This window comes from Devosia sp. YIM 151766 (assembly GCF_030285925.1).
Taxonomy (GTDB): Bacteria; Pseudomonadota; Alphaproteobacteria; order Rhizobiales; family Devosiaceae; genus Devosia.
In genome coordinates, this window is the sequence record NZ_CP127251.1 from 3,201,517 (window position 1) to 3,223,153 (window position 21,637).

The 21,637-nt window shown below is 64.4% G+C and carries 20 protein-coding genes; 13 read left to right on the forward strand and 7 right to left on the reverse strand.

Annotated elements, in window-relative coordinates:
- Positions 1-54 precede the first annotated feature (54 nt).
- Together trmB and O9Z70_RS15765 are read left to right on the forward strand one after the other, a co-directional pair.
- Positions 55-777, forward strand: a complete 723-nt coding sequence (gene trmB / locus O9Z70_RS15760) for a tRNA (guanosine(46)-N7)-methyltransferase TrmB (RefSeq protein WP_286020387.1) — start codon at positions 55-57, stop codon at positions 775-777.
- 79 nt (positions 778-856) lie between these two features.
- The gene (locus O9Z70_RS15765) at positions 857-1,204 is read left to right on the forward strand and encodes a winged helix-turn-helix transcriptional regulator (RefSeq protein ID WP_286020388.1); all 348 of its coding nucleotides are present in this window, start codon (positions 857-859) and stop codon (positions 1,202-1,204) included.
- A 41-nt stretch (positions 1,205-1,245) separates the two neighbouring features.
- Here the strand turns inward: O9Z70_RS15765 and O9Z70_RS15770 are convergent, their stop codons facing one another.
- Positions 1,246-1,527, reverse strand: coding sequence for a hypothetical protein (locus tag O9Z70_RS15770; protein WP_286020389.1), 282 nt, complete (start codon positions 1,525-1,527; stop codon positions 1,246-1,248).
- A gap of 242 nt (positions 1,528-1,769) precedes the next feature.
- On the opposite strand from O9Z70_RS15770, the gene O9Z70_RS15775 reads away from it, so the two are divergent.
- The 5 genes from O9Z70_RS15775 to infB all read left to right on the forward strand — a co-directional run bounded on the left by O9Z70_RS15775 (position 1,770) and on the right by infB (position 8,349).
- On the forward strand, positions 1,770-2,435 hold the full coding sequence (locus tag O9Z70_RS15775) for a ferredoxin reductase domain-containing protein (RefSeq protein ID WP_286020390.1): 666 nt from the start codon (positions 1,770-1,772) through the stop codon (positions 2,433-2,435).
- Positions 2,436-2,556: 121 nt separating this feature from the next.
- The gene (gene rimP, locus O9Z70_RS15780) at positions 2,557-3,243 is read left to right on the forward strand and encodes a ribosome maturation factor RimP (RefSeq protein ID WP_286020391.1); all 687 of its coding nucleotides are present in this window, start codon (positions 2,557-2,559) and stop codon (positions 3,241-3,243) included.
- Entirely contained in the window at positions 3,243-4,847 is a 1,605-nt protein-coding gene (gene nusA / locus O9Z70_RS15785) for a transcription termination factor NusA (protein WP_286020392.1), read from the forward strand. The genes rimP and nusA overlap by 1 nt, the downstream gene beginning before the upstream one ends.
- Before the next feature lie 62 nt (positions 4,848-4,909).
- Complete coding sequence (locus O9Z70_RS15790) at positions 4,910-5,563, forward strand: RNA-binding protein (RefSeq protein WP_502870139.1); 654 nt, start codon at positions 4,910-4,912, stop codon at positions 5,561-5,563.
- 5 nt (positions 5,564-5,568) lie between these two features.
- Complete coding sequence (gene infB, locus O9Z70_RS15795; protein ID WP_286020394.1) at positions 5,569-8,349, forward strand: translation initiation factor IF-2; 2,781 nt, start codon at positions 5,569-5,571, stop codon at positions 8,347-8,349.
- A gap of 234 nt (positions 8,350-8,583) precedes the next feature.
- On the opposite strand, the gene O9Z70_RS15800 is transcribed toward infB, so the two are convergent.
- The 5 genes from O9Z70_RS15800 to O9Z70_RS15820 form a co-directional block, all read right to left on the reverse strand.
- Positions 8,584-9,231, reverse strand: coding sequence for a L,D-transpeptidase (locus O9Z70_RS15800; RefSeq protein ID WP_286020395.1), 648 nt, complete (start codon positions 9,229-9,231; stop codon positions 8,584-8,586).
- A 222-nt stretch (positions 9,232-9,453) separates the two neighbouring features.
- Positions 9,454-11,589 (reverse strand): polyribonucleotide nucleotidyltransferase, encoded by a 2,136-nt coding sequence (pnp, locus tag O9Z70_RS15805; RefSeq protein ID WP_286020396.1) that lies wholly within the window; start codon positions 11,587-11,589, stop codon positions 9,454-9,456.
- A gap of 286 nt (positions 11,590-11,875) precedes the next feature.
- The gene (gene rpsO / locus O9Z70_RS15810) at positions 11,876-12,145 is read right to left on the reverse strand and encodes a 30S ribosomal protein S15 (RefSeq protein WP_286020397.1); all 270 of its coding nucleotides are present in this window, start codon (positions 12,143-12,145) and stop codon (positions 11,876-11,878) included.
- Positions 12,146-12,291: 146 nt separating this feature from the next.
- Positions 12,292-13,995: a sensor histidine kinase gene (locus O9Z70_RS15815; protein WP_286020398.1), complete on the reverse strand. Its 1,704-nt coding sequence runs from the start codon at positions 13,993-13,995 to the stop codon at positions 12,292-12,294.
- A 35-nt stretch (positions 13,996-14,030) separates the two neighbouring features.
- On the reverse strand, positions 14,031-14,228 hold the full coding sequence (locus O9Z70_RS15820) for a hypothetical protein (RefSeq protein WP_286020399.1): 198 nt from the start codon (positions 14,226-14,228) through the stop codon (positions 14,031-14,033).
- Between the two features lie 91 nt (positions 14,229-14,319).
- Here O9Z70_RS15820 and miaB point away from each other — a divergent pair, with 91 nt between their 5' ends.
- The 4 genes from miaB to O9Z70_RS15840 all read left to right on the forward strand — a co-directional run bounded on the left by miaB (position 14,320) and on the right by O9Z70_RS15840 (position 18,503).
- A complete protein-coding gene (gene miaB / locus O9Z70_RS15825) occupies positions 14,320-15,729 on the forward strand; it encodes a tRNA (N6-isopentenyl adenosine(37)-C2)-methylthiotransferase MiaB (protein ID WP_286020400.1) in 1,410 nt (469 codons plus the stop codon).
- Positions 15,730-15,889: 160 nt separating this feature from the next.
- Entirely contained in the window at positions 15,890-16,924 is a 1,035-nt protein-coding gene (locus O9Z70_RS15830) for a PhoH family protein (protein ID WP_286020401.1), read from the forward strand.
- Positions 16,921-17,394 carry an rRNA maturation RNase YbeY gene (gene ybeY / locus O9Z70_RS15835; RefSeq protein WP_502870205.1) on the forward strand — a complete coding sequence of 158 codons (474 nt, stop codon included), beginning with the start codon at positions 16,921-16,923 and terminating at the stop codon, positions 17,392-17,394. Before O9Z70_RS15830 ends, ybeY begins: the two co-directional genes overlap by 4 nt.
- 194 nt (positions 17,395-17,588) lie before the next feature.
- On the forward strand, positions 17,589-18,503 hold the full coding sequence (locus O9Z70_RS15840) for a hemolysin family protein (RefSeq protein WP_286020403.1): 915 nt from the start codon (positions 17,589-17,591) through the stop codon (positions 18,501-18,503).
- 41 nt (positions 18,504-18,544) lie between these two features.
- On the opposite strand, the gene O9Z70_RS15845 is transcribed toward O9Z70_RS15840, so the two are convergent.
- Positions 18,545-19,360 (reverse strand): siderophore ferric iron reductase, encoded by an 816-nt coding sequence (locus O9Z70_RS15845; RefSeq protein ID WP_286020404.1) that lies wholly within the window; start codon positions 19,358-19,360, stop codon positions 18,545-18,547.
- Positions 19,361-19,541: 181 nt separating this feature from the next.
- On the opposite strand from O9Z70_RS15845, the gene O9Z70_RS15850 reads away from it, so the two are divergent.
- Entirely contained in the window at positions 19,542-19,970 is a 429-nt protein-coding gene (locus O9Z70_RS15850) for a TadE family protein (protein WP_286020405.1), read from the forward strand.
- On the forward strand, positions 19,967-21,622 hold the full coding sequence (locus O9Z70_RS15855; protein ID WP_286020406.1) for a pilus assembly protein TadG-related protein: 1,656 nt from the start codon (positions 19,967-19,969) through the stop codon (positions 21,620-21,622). Before O9Z70_RS15850 ends, O9Z70_RS15855 begins: the two co-directional genes overlap by 4 nt.
- Positions 21,623-21,637 lie beyond the last annotated feature (15 nt).

Consider the following 21,637-nt stretch of genomic DNA (forward strand, 5'->3'; position numbering starts at 1 on the left):
GCCTCTTTTCCGCAAAAGCGGGGGAGAGGCCCTTATCTTTTCGAGCAGATGACAATGTCCGACCACGAACTTCCCAAAACCCGCTCCGGCGAGCCGCGCGCCTTTTTCGGGCGCCGCTCCGGCAAGACGCTGCATGGCGGACAGCGGGCCCTGGTGGACGATCTGCTGCCGCAGGTGGAGATCAGGCTCGAGGGCGAACTCGATCCGAAAACGCTGTTTCCCGATGCCCGGCGCTTCGTCATCGAGATCGGCTATGGCGGTGGCGAGCATCTGGCGCGCAAGGCGGCGGAAGAACCGGAAACCGGCTTTATCGGCTGCGAGGTCTTTACCGGCGGCATCGGCAAGATGGTCGGGGCCATCGAGGCGGGCGCGCTGGCCAATGTGCGGCTCTTCACCGACGATGCGCTGAAGCTGCTGACCGTTCTGCCCGCTGGCTCCATCGACGCGGTCTATCTGCTCTATCCCGATCCCTGGCCCAAGACGCGCCACCATAAAAGGCGCTTTGTTTCACCCACCACGCTGGCGGAGCTGGCGCGGGTAATCCGGCCCGGCGGCCTGTTTTACTTCGCCACCGATATCGAGGATTACGCCAACTGGACCCTGGCCCATATCGTGCGGGCTCCCGAATTCGCGTTCAATCCGGACGCGCCGGGCAGCTGGCACCTGCCTTATCCGGGCTGGCAGCCGACCCGCTACGAGCAGAAGGCGCGCCGTGAAGGGCGAATGACCAGCTTCTATTTCCGTTTCGAGCGCAGTGTGGCCGAGGCGCAACCTTAACAAGGTTTAAGTTGCCCCCTCTCTGGACCTGGGGCAGAGGCGACCCATATGCGACCTTTATGCCTGCCGGAGAAGCCTCATGTCCGCCCCCGAAAATGACCTGCTCGTGGTGCGGCCGAGCAAGTGGATGCTGGTGGTGATCGTGCAGCTGCGCCAAGGCACGATGCGGTTCAACGAACTGCGCCGCAATATGGGGGGCGTGCCGCAGAAATCGTTGAGCCAGACGCTGCGGGAACTGGAGCGCAATGGCTTCGTTTCGCGCCGGGCCTATGCGACCATTCCGCCCCGCGTTGAATATGATCTCACCGATCTGGGCCGGGAATTGCTAGCCCTGGCCGAGGATTGGCAGAATTTCGCCCGGCGTAATCGGCCTGCGGTGGAAGCGGCCAGGCAGCGCTTCGACAGCGATGAAAGCGCGCTGTTCTAGGTTCAGGCGCCGCCATGGCTGGCGGCGCCGGGTTCGTCCGGTCAGATATTGGCCGGGTTCAGCGTATCGGCATCGAAAAGACGCATGACCTGGCGGCCATCTTCGGTGACGAAGGCGCGGACATAGGAACCCCATTGCTCAACCGAACTGGCGTTCACGCCCTGCGATTGCAGCTGATAGAGCACATAATCGGCGTTGAAAGAGCTTGTTTCGCTTTCGACCGGCGCCGGCGGGGACAGCGGCGCGGCTTCGGCCATGGCGGGCACGGCGATGCCGGCCAGGGCGGCAGCTGTAACCAGGGCGACAACACTATTCTTGATCATGAGAGGAGCCTTTCTGTTTGTGGTGATGACAGGCAAATGCTCCCGCCCAGGCCAAGCTGCAAGGCCGCTTAATTGCTTTTTTGGACTTGAAATCGTCTGGGGCGGTCCAAGGGTTTGACCGAGGAAATCAACAGCGTTCGAGGACACTTGGTTTCCTTGTGGAAACTGTAAGCACTGTGCGAATCCGCTCCATGCAACCGGCTGCCCGGCCCCTCGTTGATTGGCGAAAAGGAACATTCGTCATGCAGATCAGCGTCAGGATTCTCGACACCATCCCCGTCACCCACAATGTCCGCCATTATCGGGTCGAACGGCCCAAAGGCTACAATTTCTCACCCGGCCAGGCTACCGAAGTCAGTATCGACCGCGAGGGCTGGCGGGACGAGAAGCACCCGTTCACCTTCACCTGCCTGCCCGGTGCCGAATGGCTCGAATTCACCATCAAGAGCTATTTCGACCATTCCGGCGTCACCAACGAACTCTGGTCGCTGGGCCCCGGTGACGGGCTGATTCTGCGCGACGTCTGGGGGACGATCCAGTATAAGGGGCCGGGCACCTTCATCGCCGGCGGCGCCGGGGTGACCCCGTTCATCGCCATCCTGCGCCAGCTTCAGGCGACCGGGAAGCTCAAGGGTAATCGCCTCATTGTCTCCAACCGCACCGAAAAGGACATCATCCTGCGCGACGAATTCGAGGCCATGGACGGACTGGACGTGCTCTGGACCGTCACCGGCGATTCCCGCTCCCGGCTGCTGCAGGAACGGATCGATGCCGATTTCACCCGGCGCCATGTCCCCGACCTGCAACGGAATTTCTATCTCTGCGGTCCCGATGCGATGGTCGGCGACATACGCGGCCTGCTGGAAGCGGCGGGCGCCGATGTCGGCAATGTGACCTGGGAGAAGTAGCGCGGCCGCTCTTCCCTTGCTTTTCCCGCGCCATGGCGCTATATGAACGCCAACATCATTGCTCTCATGTCGAGAGTGGGTGCCCTGACCGGCCCCCGCTCTTTTTGTTTATCTGGACCTCATGGCTTTTGATCTCGCGGAAAAGCGCTATATCAAGGAAACGGGCCTCGAAGCCCGCATCGCCCGCATTGTCGAGCCGGTGGCCAATGATCTGGGTTTTGCGCTGGTGCGGGTGAAGGTCACCCCGGAGAATGGTTGCACCTTGCAGATCATGGCCGAAGACGCCCATGGCCGCTTCACCATCACCGATTGCGAGGCCCTGTCCAAGGACCTGTCTCCGGCGCTGGACGTGGAAGATCCGATCGACCGCGAATATCACCTGGAAGTCTCGTCCCCCGGCATTGACCGGCCATTGGTGCGCAAGCGCGATTACGAGCGCTATATCGGCCACGAGGCCAAGGTGGAACTGGCGGACATGATCAATGGTCGCAAACGTTTCCGGGGCGATATCGCCGCCGTGGACGACGAGGGCGTCACCATTCGCCTACCTGATGCTCCGGGCGGCGCCGACCCCGACCACAAGCTCGGCTTCGTCAATATCGCCGAAGCCAAGCTGGTCATGACCGACAAGCTCATGGATATGGCCCGCGCCGACCAGGAGCTGCATAGAATCGACGACGACGAGACCGAAACGGTCGAATATGCCGGCGCCGAAAATGACGACGAAAACATCTCCCCATCCGACGAGCCGGAGACCGGAACGGTCGAGGATGCGGCGGAAACGATTGCTCCCAAGGAGACAAGATAATGGCCGTTAGCGCGAACCGCCTTGAGCTGTTGCAGATTGCCGACGCCGTCGCCCGCGAAAAGTCCATCGACCGCATGGTGGTGATCGAGGCGATGCAGGATGCCATGGAAAAGGCCGCCAAGGGCCGCTATGGCGCCGAGACCGAGATCAAGGTCGAGATCAATCCGCGCTCCGGCGAAACCCGCATGTGGCGCCTGCTGGAAATCGTCGACGAGGTCGAAGAGCCGTCCCGCCAGGTCAATCTCCAATTCGCTCAGGTCAAGTCGCCCCAGGCCAAGGTCGGCGACTTCCTCACCGAGCCGCTGCCGCCGATGGAATTCGGCCGCATCGCCGCCCAGTCGGCCAAGCAGGTCATCGTGCAGAAGGTGCGCGATGCCGAGCGCGACCGCATGTTCGAGGAATATACCGGCCGCGTCGGCGAGATCGTCAATGGCTCGGTCAAGCGCGTCGAATATGGCAATGTCATCGTCGATCTGGGCCGGGGCGAAGCCATTATTCGTCGCGACGAACTGATCCCGCGCGAAATGTTCCGCTATGGCGACCGCGTCCGCGCCTATATCTACGACGTGCGCCGCGAACAGCGCGGCCCGCAGATCTTCCTCAGCCGCACCCATCCGCAATTCATGGCCAAGCTGTTCATGCAGGAAGTGCCGGAAATCTATGACGGCGTCATCACCATCCGCTCGATCGCCCGCGATCCGGGCAGTCGCGCCAAGATCGCCGTGACGTCCAATGACAGCTCGATCGATCCGGTCGGCGCCTGCGTTGGTATGCGCGGCTCTCGCGTCCAGGCGGTCGTCGCCGAATTGCAGGGCGAAAAGATCGACATCATTCCCTGGACCGATTCCATTGCCGATCTCGTGGTTTCGGCGTTGCAGCCGGCCGATGTCGCCAAGGTGGTGCTGGACGAGCAGGCCGAGCGCATCGAAGTGGTGGTGCCCGACGAGCAATTGTCGCTGGCCATCGGCCGCCGCGGCCAGAATGTGCGCCTCGCCAGTCAGCTCATCGGCTGGGATATCGACATTCTGACCGAGCAGGAAGAAAGCGAACGCCGGCAGAAGGAATTCACCGAACGCTCCAGCCTGTTCATGCAGGCCCTTGACGTCGACGAGATGGTTGCCCAGCTATTGGCTTCGGAAGGCTTCTCCTCGGTCGAGGAACTGGCCTATATCGAGAGCAATGAAATCGCCTCGATCGAGGGCTTCGACGAGGAGACCGCCGCCGAAATCCAGAATCGCGCCGCCGAATATCTGGCCGAGATTGACCGCAAGTTCGACGAGGAGCGCATCGCGCTCGGCGTCTCCGATGAATTGTACGAGATTGCCGGGCTCAATGCCGCCATGCTGGCAGCCCTGGGCCGTGACGACATCAAGAATGTCGAGGATTTTGCCGGCTGCGCTGCCGACGATCTGGTCGGCTGGACCGAACGTAAGGATGGCGAGACCAAGCGCTATGACGGCGCCTTCAAGGATTTCCCCGTTTCCCGCGAGGAAGCCGAGGACATGATCATGCAGGCCCGCATCAGGGCTGGCTGGATCAGCGCCGAGGACCTGCCCCACGCCGATGAGGGCGAAGAGGGCTATTCCGAGGAGGAGGCGGTCTAAGGACCGCCTTCTGGGAGCACCCGGCTTTGGCCCGGCGCGTGGACATGATAAGGACTTGTGCCTTGACCCGGACTGAAAAGCCGGTCGAGGCATTGGTGCGCTTCGCCGTCGGCCCGGACGACGTGCTGGTGCCCGATGTCGAGGCTCGCGCCGGAGGGCGCGGCGTCTGGATCACGCTGAGCCATGAGGCGGTTTCCGAGGCGGTGAGGAAAAAGGCTTTCGCCCGCAGCCTCAAGGGGCCGGTAACGGTGGCGGAAGATCTGGCCGAACTGACCGAATTGCGGCTCAGGCAAAGGCTGCTGTCGGCTTTGGGCATGGCGCGCAAGGCCGGCCAGTTCGTCACCGGCGCCACCAAGGTCAAGGGCGTACTGCAAAGCGGGCAGGCCATCGCGCTGCTGACGGCGAAGGATGCGGCCGAGGACGGACGCAACAAGATGCTGGGCTCCTTGCGGGCCCTCAACCATGCGCGGCGCGAGGCCGGCCTCCCCGGCCCGGACCTGCCGCATTTCGAATTGCTCCAAAGTGCTGAAATGGATTTGGCACTTGGACTGGAAAATGTGATACATGCTGCCCTGACGACTGGGGCGGCAGCCCAATCGGCGGTGGACAAGGCCATGAGACTGGCCCGATACAGCGCCCAACCGATGGAAGGGTGCACCGACCGCAATGCGGCGTCCGGTGTGCTTTTGCCCGCGGATCAGGACGAAAGACGATAGGAAGTATGGCTGATAACGACGACAAGCGCACCGACGACACCGGCGCCAAGAAGACGCTGACCCTCAAGGGCGGCGCTGGCCTGGGCAACCGCCCCGGCGGGATGTCGCGCGGACCGTCGCGCTCGACGGTGGTCGTGGAAAAGCGCACCCGCATCGTGCCCAAGCCCAATATGGGCGCAGGCGGCGGCGGACGTCCCGGTGGTCCGGGTTCCGGCCAGGGCGGTCGCCCCGGTCAGGGCCGGCCGATGCAGCAGCAGAACCGGGCGCCGCTCGGCTTGAGCGCGGCCGAAGCCGAGGCGCGGCGTCAGGCTCTGGCCCTGGCCGGCGCCCGCCAGGCCGAGGACAGCCAGCGCTTCGCCGCTGAAGAGGCGCGCCGCATCGAAGAAGACAATCGCCGCCGGCAGATCCGCGAGGAAGCCGCGCGTCAGGAAGAAGAACGCCGCCAGGCCGAAGAGGCGCACCGCGCCGAGGCAGCGACGTTCCGCGAGGCCGAGCCCGAGGCGCCGCGCGAGGAATTCGTGCCGGCCAGCCAGCGCAATCCTGGCCCGACCAGTGTGCGCACCGTGGCCGGCCGGCCCGGCCAGCCGCCCCGCCCGCAGCGCAATGAGCGCCCCACCGGCCGCCCCGGCGAGGGCGAGCGTCCCGCCGCCGGCGCCCGCCCGGCCGGCGAACGCCGTCCTGCTGGAACTGCCGGCCGCCCGGCTGGCGAGCGCCGTCCCGGCACCGGCATGGCGCCGATCGGCAATATGCCGCCGGCCCCGCCCAGCGAGGCCGATGGCCGCAAGATTCGCACCGGCGCGCCCCAGCACCGTCCGACCACTGCGGCGGAACTGGAAAATGCGCGCCGCGCCAGTCGCGCCCAGCCCGAGCGCCCGACCCGTCGTTCGGGTCAGGACACCAATGCCCGTGGCCGCCTCACAGTTTCTAGCGCGACCACCGAAAACGATCGGGATCGCGGTCCCTCGCTGGCGGCCATGCGCCGCCGCCGTGACAAGAAGATGGGCCGCAGTCAGCAGGATGCACCCAAGCTCAGCCGTGAAGTGACCATTCCCGAAGCCATCACGGTGCAGGAATTGGCCAACCGCATGGCCGAGCGCTCGGTCACCGTCATCAAGATGCTGATGCAGCAGGGCCAGATGGCGACGATCAACGATGTGCTCGACGCCGATACCGCCGAATTGATCGCCACGGAACTGGGCCATACGGTCAAGCGCGTCTCCGAAGCCGACGTCGAGGCGGGCCTCTTTGACCTGCCGGCCGACGACAAGGCCGAGGACCTGACCGATCGCGCCCCGGTGGTGACCATTATGGGGCACGTCGACCACGGCAAGACCAGCCTGCTCGACGCCATCCGCAATGCCAATGTGGTGTCCGGCGAAGCCGGTGGCATCACCCAGCATATCGGCGCCTATCAGGTTGAGCGGAACGGGGCCAAGATCACCTTCCTCGACACTCCGGGCCACGAGGCGTTCACCGCCATGCGTGCGCGCGGTGCCCAGGCGACCGATATCGCGGTTCTGGTGGTGGCCTCCGACGACAGCGTCATGCCGCAGACCATCGAATCCATCAAGCATGCCAAGGCGGCCGGGGTTCCGATCATCGTGGCCATCACCAAGATGGACAAGCCTGCTGCCGATCCGCAGAAGGTCCGCACCGAATTGCTGCAGCACGAAGTGTTCGTGGAAACCATGGGCGGCGACGTGCTCGACGTCGAGGTCTCGGCCAAGACCGGCGAAGGTCTCGACAAATTGCTCGAAACCATCCTGCTGCAGGCCGAAGTGCTCGAGCTCAAGGTCGCCCGCGACGGGCGTGCCGAGGGTCTGGTCATCGAAGCCAAGCTCGATCGCGGCCGCGGCCCGGTGGCCACGGTTCTGGTGCAGCGTGGCACGCTGGCCATCGGCGACATTCTCGTCGCCGGCACCGAATTCGCCAGGGTTCGCGCCCTGATCAACGACAAGGGCGATCAGGTCAAGGAAGCCGGCCCTTCCGTGCCGGTGGAGGTGCTCGGCTTCAATGGTGTGCCGAGCGCGGGCGACCGCTTCTCGGTGGTCGAGTCCGATGCGCGGGCCCGTGAGGTCACCGAATATCGCCAGCGCGCCATCCGCGAGAAGACCGCTGGCGGCGGCGCCACCAGCCTCGAGCAGATGATGAATCAGCTCAAGGCCTCAGGCATCTCCAAGTTCCCGCTGATCATCAAGGGTGACGTGCAGGGTTCGGTGGAAGCGATCGTGGCTTCGCTCAACAAGCTCTCGACCGATGAAGTCTCGGCCCAGATCCTGTTCTCAGGCGTCGGCGGCATCACTGAATCCGATGTGACCCTGGCCTCGGCCAGCGACGCCATCATCATCGGCTTCAATGTCCGCGCCAACAAGCAGGCGGCCGAACTGGCCAATCGCGACGGCATCGAAATCCGCTATTACAACATCATTTACGACCTCATCGAGGACGTGAAGGGTGCGATGAGCGGCCTGCTGGCGCCCGAACGCCGCGAAACCTTTATCGGTTACGCCGAAATCCTCGAAGTCTTCCAGATCACCAAGGTCGGCAGGGTCGCCGGCTGCCGGGTCACCGAAGGCATTGTCGAACGCGGCGCCGGGGTGCGCTTGCTGCGCGACAACGTTGTCATCCACGAAGGCAAGCTCAAGACGCTCAAGCGCTTCAAGGACGAGGTCAAGGACGTTCAGATGGGCCAGGAATGCGGCATGGCCTTCGAGAATTACGAAGACATCCGCGCCGGCGACGTCATCGAATGCTTCCGCGTCGAGACGGTGCAGCGGACGCTGTAAGGTCTTGGCGGGACGAAATCGGCAAGGGGCGCGGCATGAGCCGCGCCCCTTTCTGTTTGCCGGCCTCATCCTGAGCCTGTCGCATCCTGAGCCTGCCGAAGGATGAAGCGCCGGGAAACCGTCGCCGGCCCTGCCAGGTCAATGAAAAGGCCCGCTCCTTGCGGAACGGGCCTTTTTGATGCCGGAAGCGGGTGACTACGGTATGGTCCGCCGCCGGCAATAAGAAATCGGGCCTTAGTTGATCACCGTGACGCGGGCGCCGATGGGCACGCGGGCATAGAGGTCGATGATGTCCTGGTTCATCAGGCGGATACAGCCCGAGGAAACATTGGTGCCGATCGTATAGGGTTCGGTGGTGCCATGGATGCGGAACAGCGTGTCGGCACCATTCTTGTAAAGATAGAGGGCGCGCGGGCCAAGCGGATTTTCCGGGCCGGGCGGCATGCCGCCGGCATAGGGGCCATAGCGGTCCGGCTCGCGGGCGATCATCGACCGGGTTGGCGTCCAGCGCGGCCAGTGCGCCTTGCGGCCGATCGTGGCGTCGCCGCGGAATACCAGGGCCTCGTCCTTGCCCACCCCGATGCCGTAGCGCAGCGCGCGGTTGTTCTCCATGACCAGGTAGAGATAATGCGCCGGCGTATCGACCACGATAGTGCCGGGACGCTCATTGGTGAAATAGGGCACTTCCTGGCGCCACCATTGCGGATCGACGTACCGCAGGTCCATGGCGGCGACCATATAGGGCTCGCCGGGCACGGCGCCATACATGCGCAGATAATAGGGATCGATGACCGGTTCCTGCACGGCGGGCCGCCGCGTGGTGGAACAGGCCGACAATGCGGTGGCGGAAATGCCAAGCAGGAACAGGCGGCGGGAAATCAATACAGGAACCTCGGGGCAGGCATTTAGGGAAGCCGGACGCAGTTTCTGCCGCGCAGCTGCTTCCTGGATACGCTTGTCATCCTTAACGTGGCGCGAATGCGGCAGTTCCTCGCCACAATTTGATCGCCGCCTGGACTGTGGTAAAATAGCGACAGCTGCTTTGCCGGGCAAAGAAAAGGCCGGGCGAACCCGGCCTTCTCAAATCTGTCGTAGGCGGCTGCCTTATTCGGCGCCGTCTTCCTTGGTGATTTCCTTGCCGGTCGCTTGGTCCAGCACTTTCATCGACAGGCGAACCTTGCCCCGCTCGTCGAAGCCCAGGAGCTTGACCCAGACCTTGTCGCCCTCATTGACCACGTCGGTGGTCTTGGCGACGCGCTGGTCGGCCAGCTGAGAAATGTGGACCAGGCCATCCTTGGCGCCGAAGAAGTTCACGAAGGCGCCGAAATCGGCGGTCTTGACCACAGTGCCCTGATAGATGGCTCCCACTTCCGGCTCGTCGGTGATCGAGCGGATCCACTTGATGGCGGCCTCGATCTGCGAACCGTCCGAGGACGAGACCTTCACCGTGCCGTCATCCTCGATATTGACCTTGGCGCCGGTCTTTTCGACGATTTCGCGGATGATCTTGCCGCCGGTGCCGATCACTTCGCGGATCTTGTCGGTGGGGATCTTGAGGGTCTCGATGCGGGGAGCGAACTCGCCCACTTCGCCGCGCGACGTCGACAGCGCCTTGGCCATCTCGCCCAGGATATGGATACGGCCATCCTTGGCCTGCGCCAGGGCGATCTTCATGATCTCCTCGGTGATGCCGGCGATCTTGATGTCCATCTGCAGGCTGGTAACGCCCGCTTCGGTGCCGGCCACCTTGAAGTCCATGTCGCCCAGGTGATCTTCATCGCCCAGGATGTCCGACAGAACGGCGAATTTCTCGCCTTCCAGGATCAGCCCCATGGCGATGCCGGCCACCGGCCGCTTCATCGGCACACCGGCATCCATCAGCGCCAGGCTGGTGCCGCAGACCGTCGCCATCGAGGACGAACCGTTGGATTCGGTGATCTCGGAGACGATGCGGATCGTATAGGGGAATTCCTCGATCGAGGGCCGGATCGGGTTGATGGCGCGCCAGGCGAGCTTGCCATGGCCGATCTCGCGGCGCCCGGGCGAGCCCATGCGTCCGGCTTCACCGACCGAATAGGGCGGGAAGTTGTAGTGCAGCAGGAAGTTTTCCTTGCGGGTGCCTTCGAGCGAGTCGATGAACTGCTCGTCCTCGCCGGTGCCCAGCGTGGCGACGACCAGCGCCTGGGTCTCGCCGCGGGTGAAGATGGCCGAGCCATGGGTGCGCGGCAGCACGCCGACTTCCGAGGTGATCGGGCGCACGGTCTTCAGATCGCGGCCGTCGATACGGTTGCCGGTATCCAGGATATTCCAGCGCACGATCTTGGCCTGGAGGCTGTGCACCACCTCGCCGAGGTCTTCCTTGGAGATTTCGCCGGCTTCGATCTTGGCGGCAAAGGCTTCCTTGACCCTGGCATTGGCGGCATCGACCGCAGCGTAGCGGGCGGCCTTTTCGGTGTTCTGATAGGCGGCGCGCAGATCGGCTTCGGCAATTGCCAGCACTTCGGTTTCCAGCGCCGAGAGGTCCGGGGCGGCAAATTCGCGCGGCTCCTTGGCGGCCAGCTCGGCCAGTTGGATGATCGCTTCGATCACCTGGGCCGATGCCTTGTGGCCGAACATCACGGCGCCCAGCATCACGTCCTCGGACAGCTCTTGCGCTTCCGATTCAACCATCAGCACCGCGTCCTGGGTGCCGGCCATGACTAGGTCGAGCTTGCTGTCGGAACGGCGGTCGACCGGCAGGTTCAAGACATATTCGCCATCGACATAGCCGACGCGGGCCGCGCCGATCGGGCCCATGAAGGGTACGCCGGAAATGGTCAGGGCCGCCGAGGCCGCGACCATGGAGAGCACGTCGGGATTATTCTCCATGTCGTGCTGGAGAACGGTGATGACCACCTGGGTCTCGTTCTTGTAGCCATCGGGAAATAGCGGGCGGATCGGGCGGTCGATGAGGCGCGAGACCAGGGTCTCGTTCTCGCTCGGGCGGCCTTCGCGCTTGAAATAGCCGCCCGGAATCTTGCCGGCGGCGAAGTATTTTTCCTGGTAATTGACGGTCAGCGGGAAAAAGTCCTGGCCCGGCTTGGCGGTCTTGGCGCTGACCACGGTGGCCAGCACGACGGTCTCGCCCAGCGTGGCGAGCACGGCGCCGTCGGCCTGGCGGGCGATCTTGCCGGTTTCGAGGGTCAGCGGCTGGCCGCCCCAATTGAGCTCGACCTTGTGATGATCAAACTTGATCGACATGTATTTCGTCTTTCCATTCTGCCGGAGGAGCAGGAACGCGGGCAGGGCAGGGCCCCACGAACTCGTCCGGTGTGCCCGCACACGGCCTCGCACCCCATGTGCGCGCCGGCTCAAAATCAGGCACGGTTGCATCTGTGGCGGGACAGAACATGGACAAGACAATGAGCCTCTCCGCCGCGGAAGAGGCCGATAATCCTGCCATGCTCCGGCGCCGCCGGCCCATGGCTGCCCCCAAAAAGGGCAACCGGCGCGGAAGAGGCTCTCCCGCGCCGGAAACTTTGACGTCCTAACGACGCAGGCCGAGCTTTTCGATCAGCACCTTGTAGCGGTTCTCGTCCACCTTCTTGAGGTAGTCGAGCAGGCTGCGGCGGGTCGAAACCAGCTTCAGCAGACCACGGCGGGAATGGTTGTCCTTGTTGTGGTCCTTGAAGTGCTCGGTGAGGTTGGCAATCCGTTCGGACAGGATGGCGACCTGGACTTCCGGCGAGCCGGTATCATTGGCCTTGGTCGCATATTCCTGGATGAGTTCGGTCTTGCGTTCCGCAGTAATCGACATCGGGCATATCCTTTCGAAAACGAGGATGTTGGCCGCCCCAGCCGGGATGTCGTCCAGGTGGGGCCATGTAAGGCGGGCAGGAACGGGAAAGGCCCGGCCTGCCAGCAGGCGCTGCTATAGGGCAAACCCGCCGCGAAAGCCAGAATTTATTGATTCGGGACCTGCTCGTCCGGCCGGGGAGCGGCGAAGGCCGGATCGAGCGCCGTCAGCGGCACGATAAAAACCCATTCGACGCCATCGTCGTGGACGGTGCGGTCCACTTGCGCGCCCAGCGCCCCGCCCACCATGGTGCGGAGCACGATAGTGCCGAAGCCGGAGCGGTTGCTGTCCACCAGCTTGCCGCCCAGCGTCTCGCGCCAGCGTATTTCCAACTCGTCCTGGTGGGTTGTCCAGGTCAGCGCCAGCCGGCCTTGCGGATCGGCAAAGGCGCCGAAACGGGTGGCATTGGTGGCCAGTTCATGCAGCGCCATGCCCAGAATCTGCGCGCCCTGCGGATTGATGCGCAGGTCCGGCCCCTCGATCCGGTCCCGCTCGTCGGGAGGGCGGAAAGGCGCCAGCTGCTCCGCGATCAGGTCGCGCAGCATGACGCCGGCGCGACCATGAGCCAGCAGCAGGTCGGTGGAACGCGCCAGTCCCATGATGCGGTGCTCGAGTGCCTGGGCATAGGAGGGCACGTCGGTGGCGCCGCGTGCCGTCTGCTTGGCCATGGCCGCGATCACCGCCATCTGGTTCTTGGAGCGATGCGCCAATTCGCGCATGAGGAAGCGGATATCGCGCTCGGCGATCTGCCGCTGCTCGGAGGCTTCGGCCAGCGCCTTGGAGACTTCGGCGATTTCGAGGACCGGGTAGGAGCGCGGATAGACCGCCTCCCCGCGGCCCATGCGGGCGGCGTCCAGCTGCAATCCCTTGACCGAGCGGCCGATGCGCTGGGCGATCAGGAAGGACACCGCCGATGCCGCAAGGGCGATCATCAGTCCCCAGGCGGCCAATTGCAGCAGCGATTCCTGCAGGGGCTTCTGCACCTGGGATGCCGCGGCCCAGGCAACGATGCGCCAGCCGGTAAGATTCGAGCGCCATTCGGCCGTTACCACCGCCTCGCCGTCGAAATCCTCCTCGGTCCACTCGCCGGTGCCGGTCTGCTGCAATTGGCGCAGCGGCAGCGTTTCACCGATATCGAGGCCGGTATCCGGGGTGGCGGCCAGCACCATATTGCTTCGATCGATAAGGGCGGCATGCCAGCCGGACGGCAATTGCCGCGATTGCAGCGCCGGTACCAGATTGCGGGCGTTCTGCGTCAGGGCGATCGCCTTCACCTCGCCACTATCCTCCACCGGCAGCCAGACATTGAACACATAGCTGCGCGCGGTCTGCCCGAAAAACAGGCCCGAAATGGTAGGCGCGCCGCGCTCCAGCGCCAGGGCGACGGTTTCCGGGTCCGAGGTCAGGCTGAGCTCGCTGCCATAGGCGACCCGGGTATTGAGCAATTGCCGCATTTCCCCGTCCACCGCGAGGAGATAGGCGCCGGTGCCGGCCAGGGCCAGCACGGCCCGGTCGTTGAATTCCGACAGATCGCCATTGCGCAGGAAAGCGGAGGTGGACAGCACCCGCAATGTGGTGGCCATGCCGGCAATCTCGCGGTCCACCGAATGGCCCATGGCCTGCACCGTTGTCTGGGTCAGGCCGCGCAACACGTCCTGCTGGGCGTCGTTGGTGCGGTTGAGCAGCACCAGCGTGACCGCGAAGGCCGGGATCAGGATCGCCAGCATCAGCGCGATGAGATAGAAGGCGACCGGGCGCGAACGATCCGTCACGTGAAGCGTGTTCTCGTCTCGGACCTTCGTGTCCGCCATGCCCCAATCCCTTCGCGGTACGGCCCTTTCGCCAATCAATATTTGGCGCTGGCGTCGCTTGCCGGGAAACTTTCGTCTACCGCTTCGTCGATGTCATCCCATTTTTCCGGCCGCTCGGCCATTCCCTCGGGTCCGGCGGGGCGCACCTGCACCGGGGCGTCCCTCGGCCCCGGCTTTTTTCCGCCGCGCATGGCCGCGGCGGCATCCGAGGCTTTGGTTTTATGCTCAGACATGGTCTAGATCCTCCAGTGTCGTACAACACACAAGAAGGATCGTGGTTGCAGGGAATAGCATCACGGCTTTGCGTCTGGTAAATAAGCCGCCATGACCGAAATGGAAACTCCGCCTCTCACCCCGCCCAAGCGCGTGTTCATCAAGACCTATGGCTGTCAGATGAACGTCTATGACAGCGACCGCATGGCCGATGCCCTGGCTCCGCACGGCTATATGCCGACCCAGGATGTCGCCGAGGCCGATCTGGTCCTGCTCAATACCTGCCATATCCGCGAAAAGGCCTCGGAAAAGGTGTTTTCTGAACTGGGGCGGCTCAAGGAATTGCAGGGCGAGCGCCGCGCCCTGGGCGGCGACATGATGATCGGGGTCGCCGGCTGCGTGGCTCAGGCGGAGGGCGAGGAAATCGCCCGCCGCGCGCCGGTGGTCGATCTGGTCTTCGGCCCGCAGGCCTATCACCGCCTGCCCGACATGCTGGCCCGGGCCGAGGGCCAGCGGCACATGCATCCCAGCCTGAAGAAACCGGTGATCGATACCGATTTTCCCGAAGAGGACAAATTCGCCCATCTGCCGGCGGCCAAAAAAGAGGTTATCCTGGCCCGCGGGCTCACCGCTTTCCTCACCGTCCAGGAAGGCTGCGACAAGTTCTGCTCGTTTTGCGTCGTGCCCTATACCCGCGGCGCCGAGGTCAGCCGCCCGGTCTCCCAGGTGCTGGATGAAGCGCGCCGGCTGGTCGATGCCGGGGTCAAGGAAATCACCCTGCTCGGGCAGAACGTCAACGCCTATCACGGCCGGGATGCCGCCGGCCGCAGCGTCGGCCTGGGCGAGCTGGCCTATCTACTCGCCGAGATCGCCGGGCTGGAACGGCTGCGCTACACGACCAGCCATCCCCGCGACATGGACGAGGCCCTGATCGCCGCCCATCGCGACCTGCCTCTGCTCATGCCCTATCTGCACCTGCCGGTGCAGTCCGGTTCCGACCGCATTCTGAAAGCCATGAACCGCAAGCATACCAGCGCCGAATATCTGACGCTGATCGAGCGCATCAAGCAGGCGCGGCCCGACATGGCGCTGTCAGGCGATTTCATCGTCGGCTTTCCCGGCGAAACCGACCAGGATTTCGAGGATACGCTGACCATCATCCGCGAAACCGGCTATGCCTCGGCCTATTCCTTCAAATATTCGACCCGCCCCGGTACGCCCGGCGCCAACCTTGCCAATCAGGTCGCCGAAGAGGTCAAGACCGAGCGGCTTCATCGATTGCAGGAACTGGTCAATGCGCAGACCACCGCTTTCCACGCTTCCTGTGTTGGCAAGACTCTGCCGGTGCTGATCGAGCGCGTCGGCCGCATGCCGGGCCAGGTCGGCGGCCGCTCGCCTTATTTGCAGGCCGTGCATCTCGATGGCCCCAATGAGCTGATCGGCGCCATCCACGAGGTCGAGATCATCGGGACGAGCACCAATTCGCTGGTCGGACGGCTGAAACAGGCGGTGGCGGCCTGACGCCAATGCCGGCCGCCTGCCCATGGACCTCGTGCTTGGCGCCGGGGCGGAGTGTCACAAAATATCTACAGACAACGAACCCAAATCATCCTAGCCTCGTTTCGCATAGACAGCGCAGTCCGCGCGTCCCTTCGGGAGCCGAGAAAGTTTGAGCAGGCACTTGCCACCGACCGCCGATAACGCCCTCGCATCGCAACTCGAACTCGCCTTTGAAGACAATCGCCTGGCTGCCCAGCTCTATGGCGATTTCGATCAGAACCTTGCGCTTATCGAGCAGCGGCTTGCCGTCACCGCCACGCCGCGCGGCAATCACGTGCTGCTCAAGGGCGCGGCCAGCAAGGTCGATCAGGCGCGGCGGGTGCTGGAATCGCTCTATGCGGGGCTGGAAGAAGGCCGCGCCATGGACATCGCCGATGTCGATGCGGTGATCCGCATGATCGAGACCGAGGACAGCCAGCTGACCCTGCCGACGCTGGAGCGCAAGGGCAAGGTGCGCATGGCCCGGATCGCCACGCGCAAATCCACCATTGTCGCCCGCACCCCGGCCCAGGACGCCTATATGCGGGCCATGGAGCGGAGCGAGCTGGTTTTCGGCATCGGTCCGGCCGGCACCGGCAAGACCTATCTGGCGGTGGCCCATGCCGCCTCGCTCCTCGAACGCGGCGACATCAACCGCATCATCCTCAGCCGCCCGGCGGTCGAGGCCGGCGAGCGCCTGGGCTTTCTGCCCGGCGATATGAAGGAAAAGGTCGATCCCTATCTGCGCCCGCTCTATGACGCGCTTTACGACATGATGAAGCCGGAAAATGTCGAGCGCTGCATCACCTCGGGCATTATCGAGGTCGCCCCGCTCGCCTTCATGCGCGGCCGGACCCTGGCCAATGCCGTGGTCATCCTCGACGAGGCGCAGAACACCACCTCCATGCAGATGAAGATGTTCCTCACCCGCCTGGGCGAGAATTCCAAGATGATCGTCACCGGCGACCCCACCCAGGTCGATCTGCCGCGCGGCGAGAAATCGGGGCTGGTGGAAGCGGTCAATCTGCTCGATGGCGTCGAGGGTGTGCATGTCCTGCGCTTCGGCGACAAGGACGTGGTGCGCCACGCCCTTGTGGGGCGGATCGTGCGGGCCTATGAGCAGGATACGGCCCGCCGTCTCGCCCGGCAGCATGCCGCCGAAGGAAGTGCCAACTGACCAAGCTGCCGCTGGAAATCGCCGTCATCCGCAATGCGGCGGGCTGGCCCGATCGTTTCGACGCTTTGGCGGAAAAGGCGGTGCTGGCGGCTTTGGCGGGCGCCAATGCCAAGGTCAGGGGCGTCGCCGAAATTTCGGTGCTGCTCACCGACGACGAGGAGCAGCGCCAGCTTAACGGGCAATGGCGCGGCAAGGATTCGGCCACCAATGTGCTGAGCTTTCCCCAGATCGAGCCCTTCGGCCCAGTCATGGGGCTGCTCGGCGACATCACGCTGGCCCACGAAACCCTCGAGCGCGAGGCCGCCGAACTTGGCAAGAGCCTCGATGATCATTTCACCCACCTCGTCGTGCATGGATTTCTCCATATTCTGGGTTATGATCATCTCGAGGAAGACCAGGCCCTTCAAATGGAGGGTCTTGAAACCCAGATATTGGCAAGGTTGGGGATAGACGATCCCTATGCCGATTGAATTCCGCCGGGAACTCCCATCATGGCGGAGCATTTTCGTCCCATTGGACAACAGAGCCGCGCGTTTGCGGCGCGAGATGAATGAGCGACAGCGATTCCATGGCCCCAAGGGTGGCCGAAAACCCCGAACCTCCCTCTAGTCCCGCCCCCGCGTCATCGCGGGGGCCGAGCCTGTGGAGCCGCCTCAAGGGCCTGATGACCTTGCGGACGGTGTCCCTGCGCGACGATCTGCAAGAGGCGCTGGAAGAAAACGGCAGCGCCGAGCCGGGGGATTTCTCCGAGAGCGAGCGCGTCATCCTGCAAAACGTGCTGAAATTGTCCCAGGTGTCGGTCGACGACGTCATGGTCGAGCGGTCCGACATCCAGGCGGTGCAGTCCGACATCAATCTCGGCACGCTCCTGGCCAAGTTCCGCCAGGTCGGCCATTCGCGCCTGCCGGTCTATGATGACGGGCTCGACGACATCAAGGGCTTCATCCACATCAAGGACGCGCTGGCCAAGATCACCGAGCCGGTCAACGATCCGGAAAAGGACGTTCCGGTCAAGCTGCTCTCCGCCGCTTTGCGCCAGAAGCTGGGCAAGCTGGGCATTACCCGCCCGGCCATGTTCGTGCCCACCTTCATGCCGGCGGCCGACCTCCTGCAGCAGATGCGCGCCAGCCGCACCCACATGGCCATCGTGGTCGACGAATATGGCGGCACCGATGGCCTGGTCACCATCGAGGACCTGCTCGAAGCGGTGGTCGGCGAGATCGAGGACGAGCACGACGTCACCGCCGCGGCGCTGATCCGCAAGGTCGGGGACGATCTTTTCGTCGCCAATGCCCGGGCCGAACTCGACGACGTCCGCGCCATGGTCGGCCCGGATTTCGACCCCGGTGAATCCGGCGAGGATGTCGACACCATTGGCGGCCTGGTTTTCGTGCTGGCCGGCCACGTGCCCAAGCGCGGCGAACGGGTCAAGGGGCTCGACGGCTTCGAATTCGAGATTCTCGCTGCCGACAGCCGCCGCATCAAGCGCCTGCGCATTCGCCGCAAGAAGGATGATGCCGACGAACCCCTGGCGATCACCGACCAGCGGACCGAACGGGAAAAACAGGCGGCCGAATAGCGCGGGGCCTCAGCTCTCCCCGGCGGGGGAGGCGGTTCGAGCTAGGCTGAACCGCTCTCTCCCTCCAGCATCTCCAGTTCCGCCCAGGCATTGTCCCGCTGCCGGGCGATGCGCACCGGTTTTTTCTGTTTGGGGCAGGAGGCGCAGTAACTGCCGGGCGTGGCCAGGTAGTCGAGGCAGCAGCCCTTGCGCGCCACGATGGCCGTCTGCCTTCCATCGGGCAGCTCGATCGTTTCGAGTCCGCCCTGGCCGGTCAGCCCCATGGCCTCCAGCCATAGGCCACAGAAATATTGCTGCTCGGCAAGGCTGGTCTGCGGCTTGAAATGCTGCAAACGCACCATCAGGGTCAGCATTCGCTCGGCGAGCAATTGCAGCGCCGGAACCCGCTTGAGCTTGGTCAGCGCATTGATCTCGGCAAAGACCGCATCGGCATGGGCGCGTAATTCCGGTCCCGCCCGCGCGATCATCGCTTCAATATCGGCCCGATATTGCGGCCCCGGCTCCAGGCGATAATCATCGACATAGATGTTGTGCAGCGCTTGCGAGAGCTGCGACACTTCGGGCAGCGCGCCATGCAGGTGCACCGCGATCACCGCCAGATAGGCCGGCTGCCAGGTGAGATTGGTCCATAGCCGCACCGCGTAAAAAGGCTGCCCGGCCTGCGGATAGCTCGCCTCCAGTCGCGCATAAAGCGTGTCGAGGAAGGCCCGGTTGTCCTGTCCCAGCCGGTGCCAGCCGGGCGGCGTCCTGCCGGGCGCCCCCTTCATGAAGCCGGTGGCTTTTGCCACCGTAGCGATCAGCCGGGTCAGGGCCGCATCATTGTCGGTCTGGGCGAAGAGATAATTGCGGGCGCTCAATGGTGAACCTCGAACCTGCCTTTCCCTAACCCGAAGAGGGGCGTGGGGGAAACCCCGCCCGCTTCCCCGCCATGCGGACAAACCCGCTTCGGGGCTCGCAATTGTACCGGCTCTCGCCTTCACCGGGCCGGCAGCGGATCGGGCCACAATCGGGGCGGACAAACCAGTACGGGAGGCCGGCATGGTTCTGCGCCCGCACCATTGGGCCGACGACGATCATGGCGCCGCGATCATCGAATTCGCCATCCTCACCCCGGTCTTTCTGCTGATGCTCATGGGCATGCTGGCCTATGGCATTTATTTCGGTGCCGCCCATGCCATCCAGCAATTGGCCGCCGATGCCGCCCGCACCGCCATTGCCGGGGTCGATGCCCCTGAAGGTCAAAGATTGGCGCGGGATTATCTGCGTCGCAATGGCGGGGTCTATATGCTGATCGACCCGCTGCTGCTGGATTACGATGTCGCGGTCGCCGAGGACAATCGCGACCAATATCTGGTCAGGGTCAGTTACGACGCCAGCGACCTGCCCATCTGGAACCTCTATCCGCCCTTGCCGCTGCCCAGCCCGCACATTGTCCATTGGGCGACCATCCGCCGGGGCGGGCTATGAGCTGGCGTCGTTTCCGTGCCGATGAGCGGGGCAATATGGCGCTGCTCTTTGCCTTCGGCTTCACGCTTTCCGCCCTGGTTTCGGCCTTGGCGGTGGACGCTGCCGCCCTCTATCATGAGCGGCGGCAGATGCAGGCCGGGGTCGACCTGGCGGCTATTTCGGCGGCGTCGGACCCCTCAAGGGCCGTCGAAATCGCTCAATCCGTGCTGGTCGAGGCCCGGCTCCTCGCCCCGGCCAGCACGGAGGGGCTGAGCGTCGTTCCCGGCCATTACGACCCCGAAATTGCCCAGGTCGACCAGCGTTTCCAGCCTGGCATGGCCCCATTCAACGCCGTGGAAGTGTCGCTGCAGCGCTCCGGCGCCCTCTATTTCGCCAGCACCTTCGCCGCCGCGCCCGCCATTGGCGTGCGCGGCGTCGCGGCGGTCCGGCCCGAGGTCTCCTTCTCCATCGGCTCCCGGCTGGCCAGCCTCAATGGCGGCCTCGTCAACACCATTCTCGGCGCCCTGCTGGGCACCAGCATTTCCCTCAGCGCCATGGATTACCAGGCTCTCGCCGCCACCAGGGTCGACGCCTTCGCCTTTCTCGACGCCCTGGCCCAGCAATTGGGCGTCAATGCCGGCACCTATGATGACCTGCTGGCCATGCGCGCCGGCTCCGGCATGACGGCCGCGGCGCTGGCCAGCCTCAGCGGCGACGCCTCGCGCGCCCTGCTGACCTCGCTGGCCCTGGGCGGCGCCGGCAATTCCTTCTCCATCGGCAAGCTCCTGTCGCTGGGCGCCCTGGGCCGGCACTCCATCGGCTCCGGCGGCTCCGGCGGCTCCGGGGGGCTCGGCATTTCCCTGTCGGCGCTCGATATCCTGTCCGGCGCCGCTATCGTCGCCGACGGCAAGAACCAGATCTCGCTGCCCTTGAGCGCCAATGTCCCGGGCCTCGCCAAGCTCAATCTCTCCCTGCATGTGGGCGAGCCGGCACAAGGCGGCGGCTGGTTCGCCATCGGCCCCAGCGGCACCGTGCTGCGCACCGCGCAGACGCGGCTGCGACTGCGCGCCGAATTGCTCGGCGGAACCCTGCTGGCCGGGGCCGGGGTCAAGCTGCCGCTCTGGCTCGATCTCGCCCATTCCGAAGCCATAATCGTCGCCGCCAGTTGTCCCAGCACCGGCGCGCCGAAAGGGGAAGCCAGCATCGCCGTGCGTCCCGGCCTGCTGCGCCTCGCAGTCGGGGACATGAGCGATGCCGTTCTCACCGATTTCGGCGCCACGCCCAGCACCGCGCCCGTCCGCCTCATCGACGCGCTGCTATTGCGCGTCACCGCCGCCGGGCTGGTCGAGGCGGCGCAAACCAGCGCCATCAGGCTCGATTTCAGCTCCGCCGATATCGCCGCTGGCGTGGTCAGGACCGCCCGCACCCAGACTATTGCCACCTCGCTTTTCGGCAGCCTATTGGGCAATCTGCATCTGGAGCCTGAAATTCTCGGGCTGGGCCCAGGCTCGAAAAGCGCCATCGTTCAGGCCCTGGGCACTCTGCTCCTCCCCCTTAGCCCGGTGCTCGATCTCACCGTCAATGCCGCTTTGGCCCCTTTGGGCCTTGGCATTGGCGAGGCCGATATCCGCGTCCATGGCGTCCGCTGCACCCATCCGGTTCTCGTCGGCTGAGCGTCATTTTCGTAA

Bases quoted from the DNA above. Each gene is read 5' to 3' on its own strand.
- O9Z70_RS15815 (WP_286020398.1), bottom strand. From the start codon at position 13,995: ATGGCGGACACGAAGGTCCGAGACGAGAACACGCTTCACGTGACGGAT.
- O9Z70_RS15820 (WP_286020399.1), bottom strand. From the start codon at position 14,228: ATGTCTGAGCATAAAACCAAAGCCTCGGATGCCGCCGCGGCCATGCGC.
- O9Z70_RS15765 (WP_286020388.1), top strand. From the start codon at position 857: ATGTCCGCCCCCGAAAATGACCTGCTCGTGGTGCGGCCGAGCAAGTGG.
- O9Z70_RS15850 (WP_286020405.1), top strand. From the start codon at position 19,542: ATGGTTCTGCGCCCGCACCATTGGGCCGACGACGATCATGGCGCCGCG.
- O9Z70_RS15775 (WP_286020390.1), top strand. From the start codon at position 1,770: ATGCAGATCAGCGTCAGGATTCTCGACACCATCCCCGTCACCCACAAT.
- pnp (WP_286020396.1), bottom strand. From the start codon at position 11,589: ATGTCGATCAAGTTTGATCATCACAAGGTCGAGCTCAATTGGGGCGGC.
- O9Z70_RS15840 (WP_286020403.1), top strand. From the start codon at position 17,589: ATGACCTTGCGGACGGTGTCCCTGCGCGACGATCTGCAAGAGGCGCTG.
- O9Z70_RS15770 (WP_286020389.1), bottom strand. From the start codon at position 1,527: ATGATCAAGAATAGTGTTGTCGCCCTGGTTACAGCTGCCGCCCTGGCC.
- nusA (WP_286020392.1), top strand. From the start codon at position 3,243: ATGGCCGTTAGCGCGAACCGCCTTGAGCTGTTGCAGATTGCCGACGCC.
- O9Z70_RS15855 (WP_286020406.1), top strand. From the start codon at position 19,967: ATGAGCTGGCGTCGTTTCCGTGCCGATGAGCGGGGCAATATGGCGCTG.
- trmB (WP_286020387.1), top strand. From the start codon at position 55: ATGTCCGACCACGAACTTCCCAAAACCCGCTCCGGCGAGCCGCGCGCC.
- miaB (WP_286020400.1), top strand. From the start codon at position 14,320: ATGACCGAAATGGAAACTCCGCCTCTCACCCCGCCCAAGCGCGTGTTC.
- rimP (WP_286020391.1), top strand. From the start codon at position 2,557: ATGGCTTTTGATCTCGCGGAAAAGCGCTATATCAAGGAAACGGGCCTC.
- rpsO (WP_286020397.1), bottom strand. From the start codon at position 12,145: ATGTCGATTACTGCGGAACGCAAGACCGAACTCATCCAGGAATATGCG.
- infB (WP_286020394.1), top strand. From the start codon at position 5,569: ATGGCTGATAACGACGACAAGCGCACCGACGACACCGGCGCCAAGAAG.